13 protein-coding genes are annotated in these 15,356 nt (G+C 45.8%); 1 reads left to right on the forward strand and 12 read right to left on the reverse strand.

The window, feature by feature from the left end:
* Positions 1-206: 206 nt before the first annotated feature.
* Entirely contained in the window at positions 207-2,087 is a 1,881-nt protein-coding gene (gene htpG / locus DX130_RS13895) for a molecular chaperone HtpG (protein ID WP_116046366.1), read from the reverse strand.
* Positions 2,088-2,323: 236 nt separating this feature from the next.
* On the opposite strand from htpG, the gene DX130_RS13900 reads away from it, so the two are divergent.
* Positions 2,324-3,913, forward strand: coding sequence for a histidine kinase N-terminal 7TM domain-containing diguanylate cyclase (locus DX130_RS13900; RefSeq protein ID WP_240644505.1), 1,590 nt, complete (start codon positions 2,324-2,326; stop codon positions 3,911-3,913).
* 17 nt (positions 3,914-3,930) lie between these two features.
* On the opposite strand, the gene DX130_RS13905 is transcribed toward DX130_RS13900, so the two are convergent.
* The 11 genes from DX130_RS13905 to DX130_RS13960 form a co-directional block, all read right to left on the reverse strand.
* Positions 3,931-4,860, reverse strand: a complete 930-nt coding sequence (locus DX130_RS13905) for an alpha/beta hydrolase (protein ID WP_116046368.1) — start codon at positions 4,858-4,860, stop codon at positions 3,931-3,933.
* Positions 4,861-5,103: 243 nt separating this feature from the next.
* Positions 5,104-5,358 carry a DUF7667 family protein gene (locus tag DX130_RS13910; protein WP_116046370.1) on the reverse strand — a complete coding sequence of 85 codons (255 nt, stop codon included), beginning with the start codon at positions 5,356-5,358 and terminating at the stop codon, positions 5,104-5,106.
* 124 nt (positions 5,359-5,482) lie between these two features.
* On the reverse strand, positions 5,483-6,667 hold the full coding sequence (locus DX130_RS13915; protein WP_116046372.1) for a bis-aminopropyl spermidine synthase family protein: 1,185 nt from the start codon (positions 6,665-6,667) through the stop codon (positions 5,483-5,485).
* 451 nt (positions 6,668-7,118) lie between these two features.
* Entirely contained in the window at positions 7,119-7,565 is a 447-nt protein-coding gene (locus tag DX130_RS13920; RefSeq protein WP_133297931.1) for a hypothetical protein, read from the reverse strand.
* A gap of 189 nt (positions 7,566-7,754) precedes the next feature.
* Positions 7,755-8,552, reverse strand: a complete 798-nt coding sequence (locus tag DX130_RS13925) for a TatD family hydrolase (RefSeq protein ID WP_116046375.1) — start codon at positions 8,550-8,552, stop codon at positions 7,755-7,757.
* The gene (locus tag DX130_RS13930) at positions 8,545-9,129 is read right to left on the reverse strand and encodes an RNA 2'-phosphotransferase (protein ID WP_116046377.1); all 585 of its coding nucleotides are present in this window, start codon (positions 9,127-9,129) and stop codon (positions 8,545-8,547) included. The genes DX130_RS13925 and DX130_RS13930 overlap by 8 nt, the downstream gene beginning before the upstream one ends.
* Before the next feature lie 963 nt (positions 9,130-10,092).
* Complete coding sequence (locus DX130_RS13935) at positions 10,093-10,542, reverse strand: SRPBCC family protein (RefSeq protein WP_116046378.1); 450 nt, start codon at positions 10,540-10,542, stop codon at positions 10,093-10,095.
* Between the two features lie 14 nt (positions 10,543-10,556).
* Positions 10,557-10,934 carry an ArsR/SmtB family transcription factor gene (locus tag DX130_RS13940; protein WP_240644506.1) on the reverse strand — a complete coding sequence of 126 codons (378 nt, stop codon included), beginning with the start codon at positions 10,932-10,934 and terminating at the stop codon, positions 10,557-10,559.
* Between the two features lie 96 nt (positions 10,935-11,030).
* A complete protein-coding gene (locus DX130_RS13945; protein WP_116046379.1) occupies positions 11,031-11,672 on the reverse strand; it encodes an NAD(P)H-dependent oxidoreductase in 642 nt (213 codons plus the stop codon).
* Between the two features lie 963 nt (positions 11,673-12,635).
* On the reverse strand, positions 12,636-14,591 hold the full coding sequence (locus DX130_RS13955; RefSeq protein WP_165861281.1) for an AraC family transcriptional regulator: 1,956 nt from the start codon (positions 14,589-14,591) through the stop codon (positions 12,636-12,638).
* 172 nt (positions 14,592-14,763) lie between these two features.
* Complete coding sequence (locus tag DX130_RS13960; protein ID WP_116046384.1) at positions 14,764-15,345, reverse strand: DUF4256 domain-containing protein; 582 nt, start codon at positions 15,343-15,345, stop codon at positions 14,764-14,766.
* Positions 15,346-15,356: the final 11 nt, after the last annotated feature.

The raw sequence follows: 15,356 nt of genomic DNA on the forward strand, positions 1-15,356 counted from the left end.
TAGGACTGAGCTGTCTGACTTACGCCGCAGGTTTGAATCATGCAAAAAAGACATCAGAAATGAAAACTCGTTTCATCACTGATGCCCTTTCGGTAACACGTTCAAAACCAATCGGCTTGCATTATTTAGTTTTCTTGTACTCTTACAATACCCAACAAGGGGGAAGCCCGTCAAGATCGCGATGCAATCTATCGCTTTGGGCAGGCTTACACCATTACTTTGCAAATATCGTTCGTGAACTCAACAGGGTCTTGAATGGTCAAGCCCTCGATCAGCAACGCTTGATTGTACAGCAATTGGGTATAGAGATTAAATTTCTCTGTGTCGTTGCCGTACGCTCTCTTCAAAGATTGGAACACTTCGTGATTCACGTTGATCTCCAGCACTTTGTCAGCTTTCATGTTGCCGCTGTCCGGCATTGCCTTCAAGATTTTCTCCATCTCGATGGACAGCTCGCCCTCGGAGGACAAGCATACCGGATGGCTCTTCAGGCGTTTCGACGCCTTGACGGAGACAACTTTGCTGCCAAGCTGGGCCAGCATGCCTTCGAACAGCTCTTTATTATCATTTTGCTCCGCTTCGGATTTGTCATCCTCTGAATCGGACTCAATACCGAGATCGCCGCTGGATACCGACTTGAATTCCTTCTCCTTGTAATTCGCAATGATCTTGATTGCGAATTCGTCAATATCGTCCGTGAAGTACAGAATTTCATACCCTTTGTCGAGTACCAGCTCGATTTGCGGCAATTTCTCGATCCGGTCGATGGAATCACCTGTTGCGTAATAAATGTACTTCTGATCTTCAGGCATGCGGGAAATATACTCATCCAGGCTAACCAGCCTCTTCTCCTTCGAGGAAGTGAAGAGCAGCAAGTCTTGCAGATCGCCTTTGTTTACGCCGTAATCATTGTACACACCGAACTTCAATTGGCGTCCGAACGCCTGGTAGAAGGTCTCATAGTTGTCGCGCTCGTCTTTCAACATGCTTTGGAGCATGCCTTTGATTTTGTTCTTGATGTTCTTCGCAATCAGCTTGAGTTGACGATCATGCTGCAGAAGCTCTCTGGAGATGTTCAACGAGAGATCCTCGGAATCGACCATTCCTTTCACAAAACTGAAGTAATCCGGAAGCAAATCCGCACACTTATCCATGATGAGCACGCCATTGGAATAAAGCTCCAGCCCTTTGGCATATTCCTTCGTGTAATAATCGAAAGGCGTATTCTCCGGAATATACAGGATCGCGTTGTAGACAACAGCGCCGTCCGCGCTAATGTGAATATGCTTCAGCGGCTTGTCGAAGCCGTAACGCTTCTCGTTGTAGAAAGCGGAATAGTCATCCTCCGTCAGCTCGTTTTTGTTGCGGCGCCAGATCGGCACCATGCTGTTCACGGTCTGCTCTTCTATTACTTCCTCCAGTTCGTCCTCGCTGCCTTCCTTCGGACGCTGGTTCGTCATATCCATCTTGATCGGATAACGGATGAAGTCGGAGTATTTCTTGATGATGGCGCGCAGGCGGTACGACTCCAAGTACTCGTCATACTGCTCGTCTTCGGTATTCTCCTTGATCTTCAATACGATCTCTGTACCGACGCTATCCTTCTCTGCAGCCACGATGGTGTAGCCGTCCGCTCCCTTTGACGTCCAGCGGTACGCTTCTTCGCTGCCAAGCGCCTTGGACGTAACGATAACCTCGTCAGCCACCATGAATGCGGAATAGAATCCGACGCCGAATTGGCCAATGATGTTATGGCCGTCCTTCGCTTCGTTCTCTTTCTTGAACGCAAGGGAACCACTCTTCGCGATGACGCCCAGATTATTTTCCAGATCAGTCTGCGTCATGCCGATACCCGTATCGGTCAGCGTCAGTGTGCGCTTCGATGGATCGACTGCCACTTTTACGTAATAGTCTTCCTTGTTGAATACGAGGCTGTCATCGGATAATGCTTTGTAATATATCTTGTCGATCGCATCGCTCGCATTGGAGATTAGCTCCCTCAAAAAAATTTCCTTCTGCGTATAGATCGAATTGATCATCATCTCTAGCAACCGTTTGGATTCTGCTTTAAATTGCTTTTTAGCCATTGCTCACTTGCTCCTTTCAATCTGATCGTTAGCACTCCTATTGTCAGAGTGCTAATTCTACCTTTTTATATACCATAACCGGAAAAAAGATGTCAACTTTTTAGCGGCTCTCCGTGTTATTTCCTTCAAGCTTTGACAGCCTGTACACATCTTATGATACGATAGAGCTGCCGACAATTTGCAACTCGGTTCGACAATTTATCGCGGCGATCCTACCAAAGACATGGAGCCTGATTATGATAGAATCTCGCATTACCGTCTATATTACGCTCGTCGCCATATCCGGGGTGCTCAGCATCTTTCTGTGCCTGTATTCGGTATACAAAAGAAAGGACATTCCGGGCTCCCATTACCTAATTCTACTGACGGCGCTGCAAGCCGTCTATATCTTCGCCTTTGCCTTCGAGCTGGCCAGCGATACGCTTGAGGAGATCAAGCGCTGGATCGTCGTCGAATATATCGGCATCGGCTTCGCTCCTGTACTTGGGCTGCTGCTCGTCTTCCGCTATATCGGAGCGGTGCTGCCCCGTCTTCTGACCTATTCCTTATTTGTTATACCGACCATCACTCTATTCATGGCCGCCACCAACGAGCGTCATCATCTCTTCTACAAGCTTGTCTATTTGAGAGAAAATTCGCCGACCCCGATGGCCGATGTCGTCATTGGCCAATGGTATATTGTTCAAGGCGCCTTTACATTCGGGTGCTTGCTTGCAGGTGGACTGCTGCTCATTCGCCAGTGGAGGAAAACGAATCGCGCCTATCGCCTTCAGCTCTTCACGCTGATTAGCGGACAGTTTGTGCCGATGATCGCATCCTTCCTCTACTTGATGGGCATAACCCCTGACGGGATGGATCCTGTGCCTTTTGTACTCTGCATAACCTCCACCATGTATATCTGGGCTATGATGTCCACGCATATGCTCAGAATTTCGCCGATTGCAAAGGAAAGCCTGTTCGAAAGCATGGCGGAAGGCGTTCTTGTGCTTGATTTGTCCGAAAAGCTGGTCGATTACAACGGAGCAGCGCAGCGGATGCTGCCGCAATTGAAAGCATCCATGATTGGAGATACATTAGATAAGCTATGGGTGAGAATGTCTGGAAGCAAGTTCCCGATTGAACGGGAAGCAGGCGGTATTCAAGGACATGTGAAGTGGCAGCTCCAGCATTCAAGCTCGGATTATGAAGTTCGCTCATCCGTTATTAAAGGAAAACGCGGTGATAGTGTCGGCAGTCTGCTCATGCTGATTGATGCCACCGAACGTTACCGCCTGCAAGAACAGTTGAGGCAACAGGCCTATTATGACGGCCTGACCGGCATCTACAATCGCGCGCAGTTCATTCGTAGAGCAAGGGCCATGCTGCAAGCTGCTGCTTCTCAAGGGCAGCCCGCCTCACTTGTTCTGTTCGATATCGATTATTTCAAGCAATTCAACGACTCCTACGGACATGATACCGGGGATGCCGTCCTTGTACATGCCGTTACAGCATGCCGCACTCTTCTGCCTGAAGATGCTCTATTTGGCCGCTATGGCGGAGAAGAATTTGTGGTAGGCTTGCCAGGTTATACTCTAGAAGAGGCGGTTAGCTTGGCGAACCAGATTCGCGAAGCATTGCCTGCTGCACCGCTAGCCTCCTCGCATGGGCCGCTTACCGTCACAGCAAGCTTCGGTGTAACGACGGCCGAACACGACTATGACAGCTTGGAGAATTTGCTGCGCGAGGCAGATGCAGCGTTATATGAGGCAAAGCGAAATGGCCGAAACACGGTTCGTACCGCTAATTTTAACCAGTCTCTAACCCAGTCCCAGCCCATTTCTTCTTAATCGCAGCACGAAGTCGGTTAAACGGTATGACTTGCAATAAAGCTGCTCACGATACGATCATAGGTTTCCGGATCCGTATGTCTGGCCAGCCCATGACCGGCCCCCGGTATGATAAGCAGTTCCTTCTGCTCCGGGCCATGCTCGTACAGCTCCTTCACCATAGCCGTCGGAACGAACAGGTCCGTATCACCGTGAATGAACAGAGTCGGTGTCTTTGACTTCTTCACCTGCTCTAGCGCAGATGCTTCGCCGAAGCTGTAGCCCGCTCTCCATTTGGTTACCAGACTTGTGGTCTGAACTAACGGGAAGGACGGGAGCCTGTACATCCTTTTCAACTGGTAAGCCAGCTGATCCTTCGCTGATGTATAGCCGCAATCTTCAATGATCGCCTTAACCTGGGAAGGCAGTGATTCGCCGCTGGTCATCATAACTGTCGCCCCTCCCATAGATACACCGTGCAGGATGATCTGCGAATTCTCTCCGTTCGCAGCGATGACCTCTCTAATCCAGCCTACATAATCCCTTCGCTCCGGCCAGCCAAAACCAATATAGCGTCCTTCACTCCGTCCATGCCCTCTGGCATCCGGCAGCAGGATATGGCAGCCCAGCTTCTCATGGTACATTTGAGCCAGATTACTCATCAATGCAGCATGACCGGAATAACCATGGGCTATAATGACTGTTAGATCGGACGGCTGCTTCGCCTTCAAATAATAGGCGTGCAAGCGCAGTCCATCCTCTGACTCCATATGCCATTCCTGGAATAGCTGATCCTCCCACCATTGTTCGCTGCGCTCATAAGGGTTTTCGGCGCTTGCGCCAACCTCAAGATCCGGATTTCCGCTCAGGAAGCTTTTGTCGGCACGTGCAATGGCAACATTATAGAAATAAAAGCTGGCCCCAACGATGACAGCAGCCAATAGGAGCACAATTATCGTGATGAACATTTGCAACACCCTTCTTGTCTTTATATAATCTGTTGCCTGTATTCTTCATGATAAAGAAAGAACTGACCGAATAGCAAGTTATAGAAACCTGCCATTCAGTCAGTTAGCCACAAACTTAAGCGCACTTCGTTCTTCACTGCGATCGATCTGATGAAGCATCTGAGGGTCAAATTCGGAGCTGGAGAGAACGCCAATGGGATGCTGGAGGACTTTGCAGTTGGAGGACTTTGCAGTTGCAGCCCCTTACAATAAACTAGCCTCCATCTCATCGAGCTTCTCGCAGATCTCATTATGCCATACCATATCTCCTTGTTCATAAGCTACAAAAGCTAGCGACTTCAATGAATCAAGCTTACGGACCAGCTCCAGATTCACCGTCAAGCAATGAGCCAATTCCTGCTTTTCAACCGCAGACAATCGATCGTAATTCCCGCCTGCTGCTTTCGCCTTAAGGGTAAGCTCCGCAAGCCTGCGGTGAGCCGAGTGAATGCCAATCATATTTCCCACCCTACCTTCATACCGGATTACCTGCCAATACTATCAGGATAGCCCGTCTGACGATGTTCATTCATGGATTGGCGTTTTATTCTAAAAGAATCTTATAGAAGCTAGAATTGTAGCGTTAGGTGAAATCCTTAAATTCGGATACCGCCCGCTTCTCGATCATATCGAACGTATCATTGGAGCAGGAGGGACAGCCCTCATTCTTCAACTGCTCGATCGTTGAAATCTGTCCATGTATACCAACATAGATCTGCTGTGCGCATTGCTTACATTGATAGGTTCGCAGCGTCTGTCTGACTTCGCCAGTATACAACGCGTCGGTGAATATCCCGATATGCTCTGGCTCTGTCTGATCCGTCGTACGCAGGATAAACATTTGACTGCGGTTCGCGATCATCTCGGCTGCTTCATATTCGTTGAAATGAGGGAAGTTCGCGCAGACTGTTAGACCCATACGAACAAACTCTCGTTGCATAGCCAACATAAAAGTCGGCGATTTATGCGCAAAAGATAGGAAGATCGGCAAACCCTTTATCCGCTTCATGGCCTGAATGCCGCGCGACACGAACAAGCTCATGCCCTGCAGTGTATATGGCGGATCGGTAAAGAAAGCATCATATTGACCACATAGTTTAAGCGGAAGCTGCTCCCTGAAGTCGACCCGGTGACAATGAATAGGCAGATGATACTCCTTCGCCACCTCTTCAATGTAACGAATAAACCGATCATCGATATCCATCACATCGATTGTTGTCGCTGTATGACCACCACTCGGAAATAACCTCTGGAGCAGCAATCCAATCGCTACGCTAACCAAGTCATCGTCGCCAATGCACAATATTCGTTTGCCAATTAGCGAATGCTGCTTCAGACAAAGGATAGCACGGCGCAAGCTTGTTTCAGGCGTGCACTTGGATTGATCGATGCGCACATCTACGGTTGGACGCAGCGGGAACAGCGTCTCCAGCTCTGCCAATATGGCGTTCAGCTCATCATCCCACTCCGTCTTCTGGAGCAGAGCCTGATGAAAGGAACGGTCAAGTCCCTCATATCCCCACTCCCGCTCAATCCATTCCGCTCCCTCTCCCGTACACCGGACGCCGCGCTCCTGAATCAATGCCCCCGTTTTGATCAGCTCCCGCTTGACGGCAGCAGCTACCGGAACGGGAAGCAGCGTCTTTCTCGCTAACTCTTTCGTAGATATACCGGGGTGCAAATAGCTCTCAAGCAGCAATTGCTCAACCACTTGCGTCCCTTCTTGCAGTGTCATCCGTTCATTCACTTGTTCCACGTAATTTTTCATTCTTTTCATCCTCCTGACTCGTATATAAAAATGGCTGTTCTCCGCTTTACTTTCGTTCGCACAATTAACACTGACATATCATCACTCCCTTTTTTGTGTGAAACGCAAAAAGGGCAGGGATGAACATTCGTCATCCCTGCCCTATATTGCGATACCTATATAAACTCCCCAAAACGCAAAAATCCGCACTGAAAACAGTACGGATAAAGGCGCATAGGTATAGGCGTCCCCTAAGGTTTAGAATAATCCGTTGTTCTTAACTAATTCCGAAGCATCAGCATGACCATGAATAAATAAACCATCCTCAAAATGAGCATAAGGTCCATCTAGCCTGCGTAATACCTCTAATATGGAATTTGGTTAGTTAAGAACGACCTGATTCATAAACTCTCTCCTTAGTGGGAATTAGTTTTATGTTATCCTACTTTGCTTGATGGAGTCAACTTTGGAATTAAGGTAGTATGACTTCTCGTGGTCTTTTGCTATTGAAGATGTAGGCCAGCCCTATCACCTGAACAACGAATACATAAATAGAAGCATCTATACGGTTTATGACAAAGATAAGCGCGGGAGAAAAAATAATCAATGCAATAACAGCCCATCGCGTCGCCCCTTGCTTGCCTAGCTCTCGTTTCACAAAAAAGGACACTATGCTTATAGCAATGGTTATAGCAATTAATATCGTAATGCCCAAAAGCAAGAGATTTGTTTTTACCCATAGAGTTTGCCCAATGTTCACAAGTTTGAAGACCATATAAATGAACAAAACCATTAAAGCTAACACAATAATGGGCCAGACTGGCGCATACAACCTCTGAATATAATGCAGCCACTCGCTATCGTCTTTGTTTTCATTTAATTTCTCCAACTGTCTCGTCAACTTATCTACCTCTGTCATGACTAAAGCATGCAAAGAATACAATAGCGATTAGGTTATTTTAGATTTCCTATTCGCTAGGGACAGCGGTCTTTATACCCCATTAGTTAGGCGATCATGGGAAAATCGACTTAGTTTAGAAGAGCGAATTGGGGAATGGACTGGCTTGCCATCACAAAAGCTCTGGAAATATCTCCCCAACATACAACGTCAAATGCGGAAAAATGCTTTTGTTGTCTCTGTCGTTGCTTCTGCAACCTCTTCTACAGGTCTGCCGATACACCGTGCAACGGTATGAAGAATATGCGGTAGAATCGACGGCTCGTTCCGTCCGTCCGCTAATTTTTCTTTCAAGTCCCGCGGGGTCAAGAACGGCGCGTCCGTCTCGATCATTAAGCGATTCAACGGGATCATACGCACGAGTGCCTGCAAATGTCTGCCTCTTCGTTCATCGCAAATCCAGCCTGTAATGCCGATATGGAAGCCCATATCCAAGTAAGCTTTAAGCTCAGACTGAGTGCCCGTAAAGCAATGAACCACTGCTTTTGACACGGAGTGCTGCTTCAGAATTGTTATAAAGTCTGTGAAAGCATCGCGCTCATGCAAAAACAGCGGCATGTTGAGCTCTTTCGCCAACTGAATTTGTTCCGCAAACCACTTGCGCTGAACATCACGCGGCGAGAAATCCCGGTTGTAATCCAGACCGCATTCACCAATAGCCACGATCTGCGGCGTTTCAGCAAGATCTCCTAATTTCGCAATCGTCTCGTTTGTGCAGCTCTTGGCATCATGCGGATGCACGCCCGCAGTGGCGTACAGCTTCCCGGGATATTGGCTTGCATAACGTGCTGCCTCCACACTGCTTCTTACACTCGTACCTGTAATGATCAGAGGTGTAACCCCCTGCTCAATCGCTCTCTGTACAACCTGCTCACGGTCTTGATGGAATGAACGATGCATTAAGTTGACTCCGATATCCATAATCGGATGAAGATTGGGATCATTCATGAATCGACTCCTCCTTTTCTTTCGTTCCTTTCATAACTGAGCAACTGGCTGCCGGTATATGATCCGCTAACCATACTTCATTTCCCCCATAGTAAAACGTAATTCCCGATTGTTTGGCGCTTAACGTATCCACCTCAAGCATTACTAACTCGCCTCGCCTGCTCCCCGCCACAATCGCAAAATGTGTGCCTTCCGACATATGTACGTACTGCCTGTTCATTGGACTCAGCCCTTCTTTCAAAATCGACGCTAGAGCTTTCTTATTGGTGCCATGATAGAGAATACTCGGCGGATCGGCTGGAGCATAGCTGACTCTATCGTGACTATGTCCGTACCTTGCTCTGATACGAGCATCTATCATTTCAAAACGCTGTTTCTCGGATTGACTTACGACTTGCTCGATATGTTCCTGTACAATCCACGCCCACTTGGGCTGAGCTTGTATCGCTGTCAGTAATGTGTCTATTGAACACGATCCGTCCTCCTGATCCAAAACAATCCCGAATTCCTCAGGCGTATGTCTCAGCATCTTGCTTATCAATTTACTTAAGGATTTCTCCTTAGCTTGATCCAACATATGATCACTTCGCTTTCTAGTTCTAATTCTCAATTACCGATTGCTATTAAATGCATTATAGCCTTTCCGATTGGAATAAGAACGGGAATGTTTGGTTAGATTTAAATATTCCAATGCTTTGAATATGCTAGGACTAAAAAAGAAGCGTGGGGCTATCTCGCTCCTTAATCTAATAAAAACTGTTCTCTCGTCAAAATCACCATATAGATTATGACCCTATTACCCCGATTATTGCGGGAAATCGGCTGCGTTTATTTCAATGCGCAATGTACCCGTATGATAAGTAGAAGCAATCTCCGAAGAATCATTAAATTCTACGTTGGATACAACAAATTCTTCCTCTTGCCTATTGCCTATTGCGCTCGTACCAGACAATCAGTATGCCGTCAGTTAATAAATGATGAGCTTTAAAGGTTTTCATCGTACAGTTGTGCTTGATATGGCTCAACATCTTGAGGTCTATATTGGTTGGTCATTGGATCAACTTTCCTAATTTCTGAAAGCGACACACCAGCTTTAATGTGTTCAAAATCCTTATGCGATAAGGCTTTTGCCGCAAACATTACGCGTCCGGTAAGCCACCATTAATCAGTGCCTGCTCTATCAGTTTCAACTTTATACACCACATAGAGCAAGTTTTCATTTATTTCATGTGTATATTCAATCGGGAATGCTTCATTAACGGCAGATAATGATCTCTTCGCAACGGACAACTCTCCAATCATATCTCCAGTCCTAGTCATTCCTAATAGGCCGAATGCATGGGGACTGTATACTTTAGTAATCGCTTGGTCTCCTCATAACCTAATTTTACCATTTAATTGATCATGCTACAATTTCAATACAATCGGTAATTATATTCCCTAATTTCTGTACTACTTGATTAAATCCCAACAAAAATAGCCCATGCCGTTTCAGCATGAGCGATTTTTAATTGAGTTGTATTAGAGGGTGCGCTACACGTTAATTAATGTAGTTGCACAAGCCGCGCTCCAACGAATTTGTCCAATTATTATCGTGTCTTTTCGCCACTTTCATCGTGGAGAAATTGGAATGCGTAATCACAAGCTCTGTCTTATTGTCCATCTCGACAAAATCAATTGTAACAAGCGTTTCCTCCGAATCGACTCCTTCATTCAGCCATTTCCAAGTAAACGACAGCTTTTCATTCGGAATGATCTCAACATATCGACCTTCCAAAGTATGAACCTTGCCATTGGGAGCTGTCATATGAAACAAGTACTTCCCTCCAACTGAAACGTCCATTTGTTCAATGGTCGTCGTAAAGCCTGTCAGTCCCCACCATTGACCCAACTGTTCTTTCTTCGTCCAAGCCAGGAACACTCTTTCCTTACTCGCGTTATATACATGTTCAAGCTGAAGAAAGAACTTCCCATTCGACGCTGATATCATTAATCGTGCCTCCGTTACTCGTCTTCTTTAGATTGATTATCCAAAAAATGTTCAAGGTTATACACTTGCGCAGTCCAGAACTTCCTCAAGTCCATTAACCACTCGTGAGCGTTTTCGACCAGCTTTGGATTTAGATAATAATACCGATACGTCCCTTCCTTTCGAACCGAAACTAAGCCCGCCTTTTCCAACACCTTCAAGTGTTTAGAAACGGCTGGCAGTGACATCTGAAAAGGTTTAGCTAAATTCATAACCGTCATCTCTCCAACGGCTAGACTTTTTATAATTTCTCTTCTCGTCGGATCCGAGAGAACTTGGAAAACATCATTTAACATTCCATCGTCATATTTAACCATACGTTTAAGTTTAGGCAGGTTTTTATCTAATGTCAAGAAAATATCCCCTCATTATCCATCTAGATAGGCACAAAAAAGAGCCAAACGGATCGAGGTAGATACCTGAATCTCGTTGGCTCTTGTTTGCAATCGTTAGAAGCTTCGAGCAACTTCACGCGCTTGTTGGACTGCTTTTTCTTTGATCTCAGACGCATGATCTGGATTTGCCGCCATACCTTCAACGAAGATCCCTTCAAAGCTAGGAACCTCAAAAAACTCCATAATAGCCTTCAGGTGGCGATGCCCCATTTCAAAATCCCCAAGAGCTGAACCCGGAGATAGAACACTTCCACTCGCTTGTATATGAACCGCCTTTTTATCTCTCAACAGACCAACCCGACCTATATCTTGAACATATTTAAAGGTTTTGCCTGCAACGCAAATGGAGTCAATATAGGCTTTCATAACGGGAGGAAATGAATAATTCCATATCGGATTTACAAAAATATATTTATCTGCGGCGACAAATTGATCAACCAGTCCACCTAGCCTGCCTACTTTCGCTTTTTCTGCATCCGTTAACTGATCAAAACCAGTACCTGCCCCAAGCTTGCCCCACCCGCTAATAATATCGGCATCAATGGCAGGGATATCCATTTTGTATAGATCCAGATGTACAACTTCATCATTTGGATTTGCGGATTGATAAGCCTGTACGAACTCTTTTCCTACTGCCATGCTATAAGATGTTTCATGATTATTGGGATTAGCTGTGATATATAGAACGGTTGTCATAATGAAATTACCTGCCTTCATTTTTTAGTGTGGGATAATCAAAAACAATCAAAAAAAGTAACCTTTCGCTATACGTGCCTCATGTTTCTTCCGAATTGTCTCCTCCATTCCTTCTTTCACTGAGACTAATCCAACAACTAGATCGGTATTTTACCAATCAGTTATTTAACCTTTTGGTTATTTAACTATGTGGTTAAGTATAGGGCGGATTTAATCGATTGTCAAGCAGTAACAGGCTTATGAAGTATGACAAAAAAAAGGATCGTCAACGTCTGGTTTTTCACCAGCATGACGATCCTTCTCTAGAAAAGCAAAGACATTATTCGGAGGTTATGGGTATTTTCTTATTTTTAGCTGCTGCAGTTATTTTAGCTACGAATTTCTTCAAGTCTTGTTCCGGTTTTCCGGACGTTAGTGCTTCTTGTTGGGATAGTGACTTTACTTTTCCGTTATTTATAATCCAAACGCCATCTTCGAAGTTATATGACCAATACGGTCCTGCTTCTGTTCTGTTCAGAATTAGGAGTACTTCTTCTGATGGATTAACCATTCTAATGCGATCAAATTCATCATCCCTAGTACCATGCTGCAGTAACGTGATGGATTGCTCATCTGTTTCACCGTATAGAACTTTGTTTACTTGAATAGTTGCTGGAGTAACAGAGAAAGAATTGTCGTATTGGATAGGGACAATAACACAGTTATTATGAAATGTTTTTTGTTCATAAAAACACCCGTCCTTTCTAATAACAACAACGCCATACGATCTAATAAAAACAACGTCGAAAAATCGTTAGAGAGTTTAGAACATTAGTGTCTACGATCAGTATAGACGATTCACACGATACTGTAAAAAAAGAGACATGGATACATTCATTGGCAATTACTTGTATTTCAAACGAAGCAAAATAACCAGTCACCGATTGATTACAGGCGACTGGTTATTAAAACAGAGCTCAGTTACTATTTATTTTTTTCTACCAACAAATCCGTTATAATATCCAGTTGATGAGACAGACTAATGGGGTCGCTAAGCAGGAACTGCTCAAAATCAATTTGATATACCTTGTCGTTCTTCACCGCAGACGTATTGGTCCACAATTTTTCGTAGCGCTCAAGTGTTTCCCCCGCGTCCTTATTGGTCGCCAGCAGTAGATGGTCACCGATATATTCGGGAACGACCTCGGCAGAAACCTCCCACACCTCACCGTCGAGGACATCAGCTTGCACCTTCTCCAGAGGCTTCAAGCCCAGATACTTATAAATGATCGACCCACCCATATTCACATCGTCGTATATAAAGAACGCGTCCTTACGAACATTCAGGATTGTGAAGGTTTCCTCCCCTCCTATAACAGCGTCAACCTTCTCCTTGGCGGTCTTTACCTTCGCTTCGAAATCAGCCAACCAACGTTCGCCTTCTTCCTTCTTGCCTAATAGGTCCCCGAACATTCGAAGCTCGTCGGCCATGCTTTCAGCATGGTTCGGAATGACCACTGTAGGAGCAATTTTGCTAAATACCTCATAGCCCCCTCCATCACGCCAGGCTTCCGTCAAAATAATCAAATCCGGCTCCAGAGCAGCCAGTTTCTCCAGATTCAGAGGATATATACCCACATCTTCAATGCCTTCGCTATTAATAAAGCCGGTCTGCAAAGGATAAGTGGCGCTGCCAATTGGCTTGACGCCCAATGCCATCATTTGGCCCACCTTCAGATCGGTGAATACCCGCTTCGGCTCTAACGGAATTTCCGTCTCGCCATCCAGATGCTTGTAGATCCGCGTTGTCGCCGGCTCCTCCACTGCTCCTGCAGCAGCAGTTTCTCGTGCCGCAGGAGAAGATGAGCCCTGTATGGTGCTCGTTGCTGCGTTGTTAGCCGTCGACTGACAAGCCCCGAGCAATAAAGCAAAGCACAGTAGCATCGTCATTGCGACAGTTGAGGGTTTCGTATACATCTTTTTCATTTGCTTCTCTCCTTGTATGTACTGATAATAATTCTCAGTATACTGCGAGAAGCTGCCCTGTTCCATATCAATTCCTGCTTTATTGAATGGAGAATACGGGACAGGATGCATATCCGTCGTCCCCGTAAACAGATTACGATAATGCTGGGGTGAATAGCCGGTATGCTTTTTGAACATGCGACTAAAATAAAAACCGTCGGGATAGCCAATTCGATCAGCGATGGTCTTCAGACTGGCCTTGCTGCCCAGCAGCAATTCCTTGGCATGCTCCATCCGTATTTGAATCAAATAATGAATGGGGCTTGCTCCCATCTGATGCTTGAATGCTCGAGACAAATGCGAGACACTGCAGTTGAACATTACTGCAAGCTCGTCCATCGTAATCGACTTCTGATAATTCTCCTGCAAATAGCGCACAGTCAGCTCAACCAGATCAGGCTTGCTTCCTTCTCTCTCCTGTTCATCTAACATTCGCATCAATTCGAACACAAATTGATAGAATGAAGCCTTCACTTTTAGCTTATAAACTGGCAATGGATGCTGCCAATGCCGGATCATATCGGCAAGAAGGCCTTGCAACAAAGATGTCGATGTCAACGAGCAAACGTAAGGAATATCGAACGGTCTGATCTCTGCATACAAACGATGTATTTGTCGGCTGCGGGGATACGTGAGCGTAGCTTTGTACAATATCAGATAAAAAGAAAACCATTCCTCATCGGGCTCAATGACAAGCCTTATCCCTTTACCTCCGTGCAGCAGGTCATGTTGTTCTACCTGGTAAGTATCAGCCTCTGCATGGACTTTCGCTTGCCCGCTAGCTACATACATGAAGCCGCTTGCCGGCAATCGGTAGATGTAAGGCTCAGACCCTCGGGGCAGTGTTAAAAATCGTATATCCATCATTCGAATCAGAGCATGATTCCATAGCAAAGCGTGTTGATTCCAGTCCAAGCCTTCACCACCAAGCATTCGATTTGCTTACTCTTACTTATCATTCTTAATGATACCTAAAACAGAAGCTCCATGCACTCGCTATTTGCTTGTACAAGGCATAGACAAACGACCCACCAGGTAAGCTCCCGACGGATCGTTGTATTCTTTCTTTTCATATTTCCCCGCAGGCCTAGACCCTTAACGAGCCGCGGAATCCCCTTGCAGCATAATAAGATTCAGCTCCATTGTGATAAACAAAGACTGTATCATAACGCCGATCACAGAAGATAGCTCCGCCAAGCTTTCTAATAGCAGCAGGCGTAACTACCCAGCTTGATGTTTTGAGATCATAATTCCCCAGCTCTTGAAGCTCCTGGTATTGCTTCTCCGTTAACAGCTCAATGCCCATGTCTGCCGCCATTTCAACAGCATTATTATGCGGTTTATGCTCTTTCCTTGATTCCAGTGCTTCGCGGTCATAACAGATACTTCTCCGGCCTTTGGGACTTTCCGGCGAACAATCGTAAAAAATATACTCGTCCGTCTTCTCCTCGTAGCCAACGACATCCGGCTCGCCGCCGGACTTCTCCATTTCATGGAGCGACCACAGCTTTTCCGTATGCGCTTCGAGCTTTGCTTGTATATCAGCCCATGTGAGACCTTCATGACGATGCATATTTTTCTCAAAGCGGGCTTTTAATGCTTTCAGCAGTCCTTCATGTTCTTCCGGCGTGAACTCCGTTTTGTTGCCGACTTCGTATTTATTTGACATGTGTGATTCTC

The sequence above is a fragment of the Paenibacillus paeoniae genome, assembly GCF_003388735.1.
GTDB classification, from domain to species: domain Bacteria; phylum Bacillota; class Bacilli; order Paenibacillales; family Paenibacillaceae; genus Pristimantibacillus; species Pristimantibacillus paeoniae.

Coding starts and splice junctions, on each gene's coding strand:
- htpG (WP_116046366.1), bottom strand. CDS start 2,087: ATGGCTAAAAAGCAATTTAAAGCAGAATCCAAACGGTTGCTAGAGATG.
- DX130_RS13900 (WP_240644505.1), top strand. CDS start 2,324: ATGATAGAATCTCGCATTACCGTCTATATTACGCTCGTCGCCATATCC.
- DX130_RS13905 (WP_116046368.1), bottom strand. CDS start 4,860: ATGTTCATCACGATAATTGTGCTCCTATTGGCTGCTGTCATCGTTGGG.
- DX130_RS13910 (WP_116046370.1), bottom strand. CDS start 5,358: ATGATTGGCATTCACTCGGCTCACCGCAGGCTTGCGGAGCTTACCCTT.
- DX130_RS13915 (WP_116046372.1), bottom strand. CDS start 6,667: ATGAAAAATTACGTGGAACAAGTGAATGAACGGATGACACTGCAAGAA.
- DX130_RS13920 (WP_133297931.1), bottom strand. CDS start 7,565: ATGACAGAGGTAGATAAGTTGACGAGACAGTTGGAGAAATTAAATGAA.
- DX130_RS13925 (WP_116046375.1), bottom strand. CDS start 8,552: ATGAATGATCCCAATCTTCATCCGATTATGGATATCGGAGTCAACTTA.
- DX130_RS13930 (WP_116046377.1), bottom strand. CDS start 9,129: ATGTTGGATCAAGCTAAGGAGAAATCCTTAAGTAAATTGATAAGCAAG.
- DX130_RS13935 (WP_116046378.1), bottom strand. CDS start 10,542: ATGATATCAGCGTCGAATGGGAAGTTCTTTCTTCAGCTTGAACATGTA.
- DX130_RS13945 (WP_116046379.1), bottom strand. CDS start 11,672: ATGACAACCGTTCTATATATCACAGCTAATCCCAATAATCATGAAACA.
- DX130_RS13960 (WP_116046384.1), bottom strand. CDS start 15,345: ATGTCAAATAAATACGAAGTCGGCAACAAAACGGAGTTCACGCCGGAA.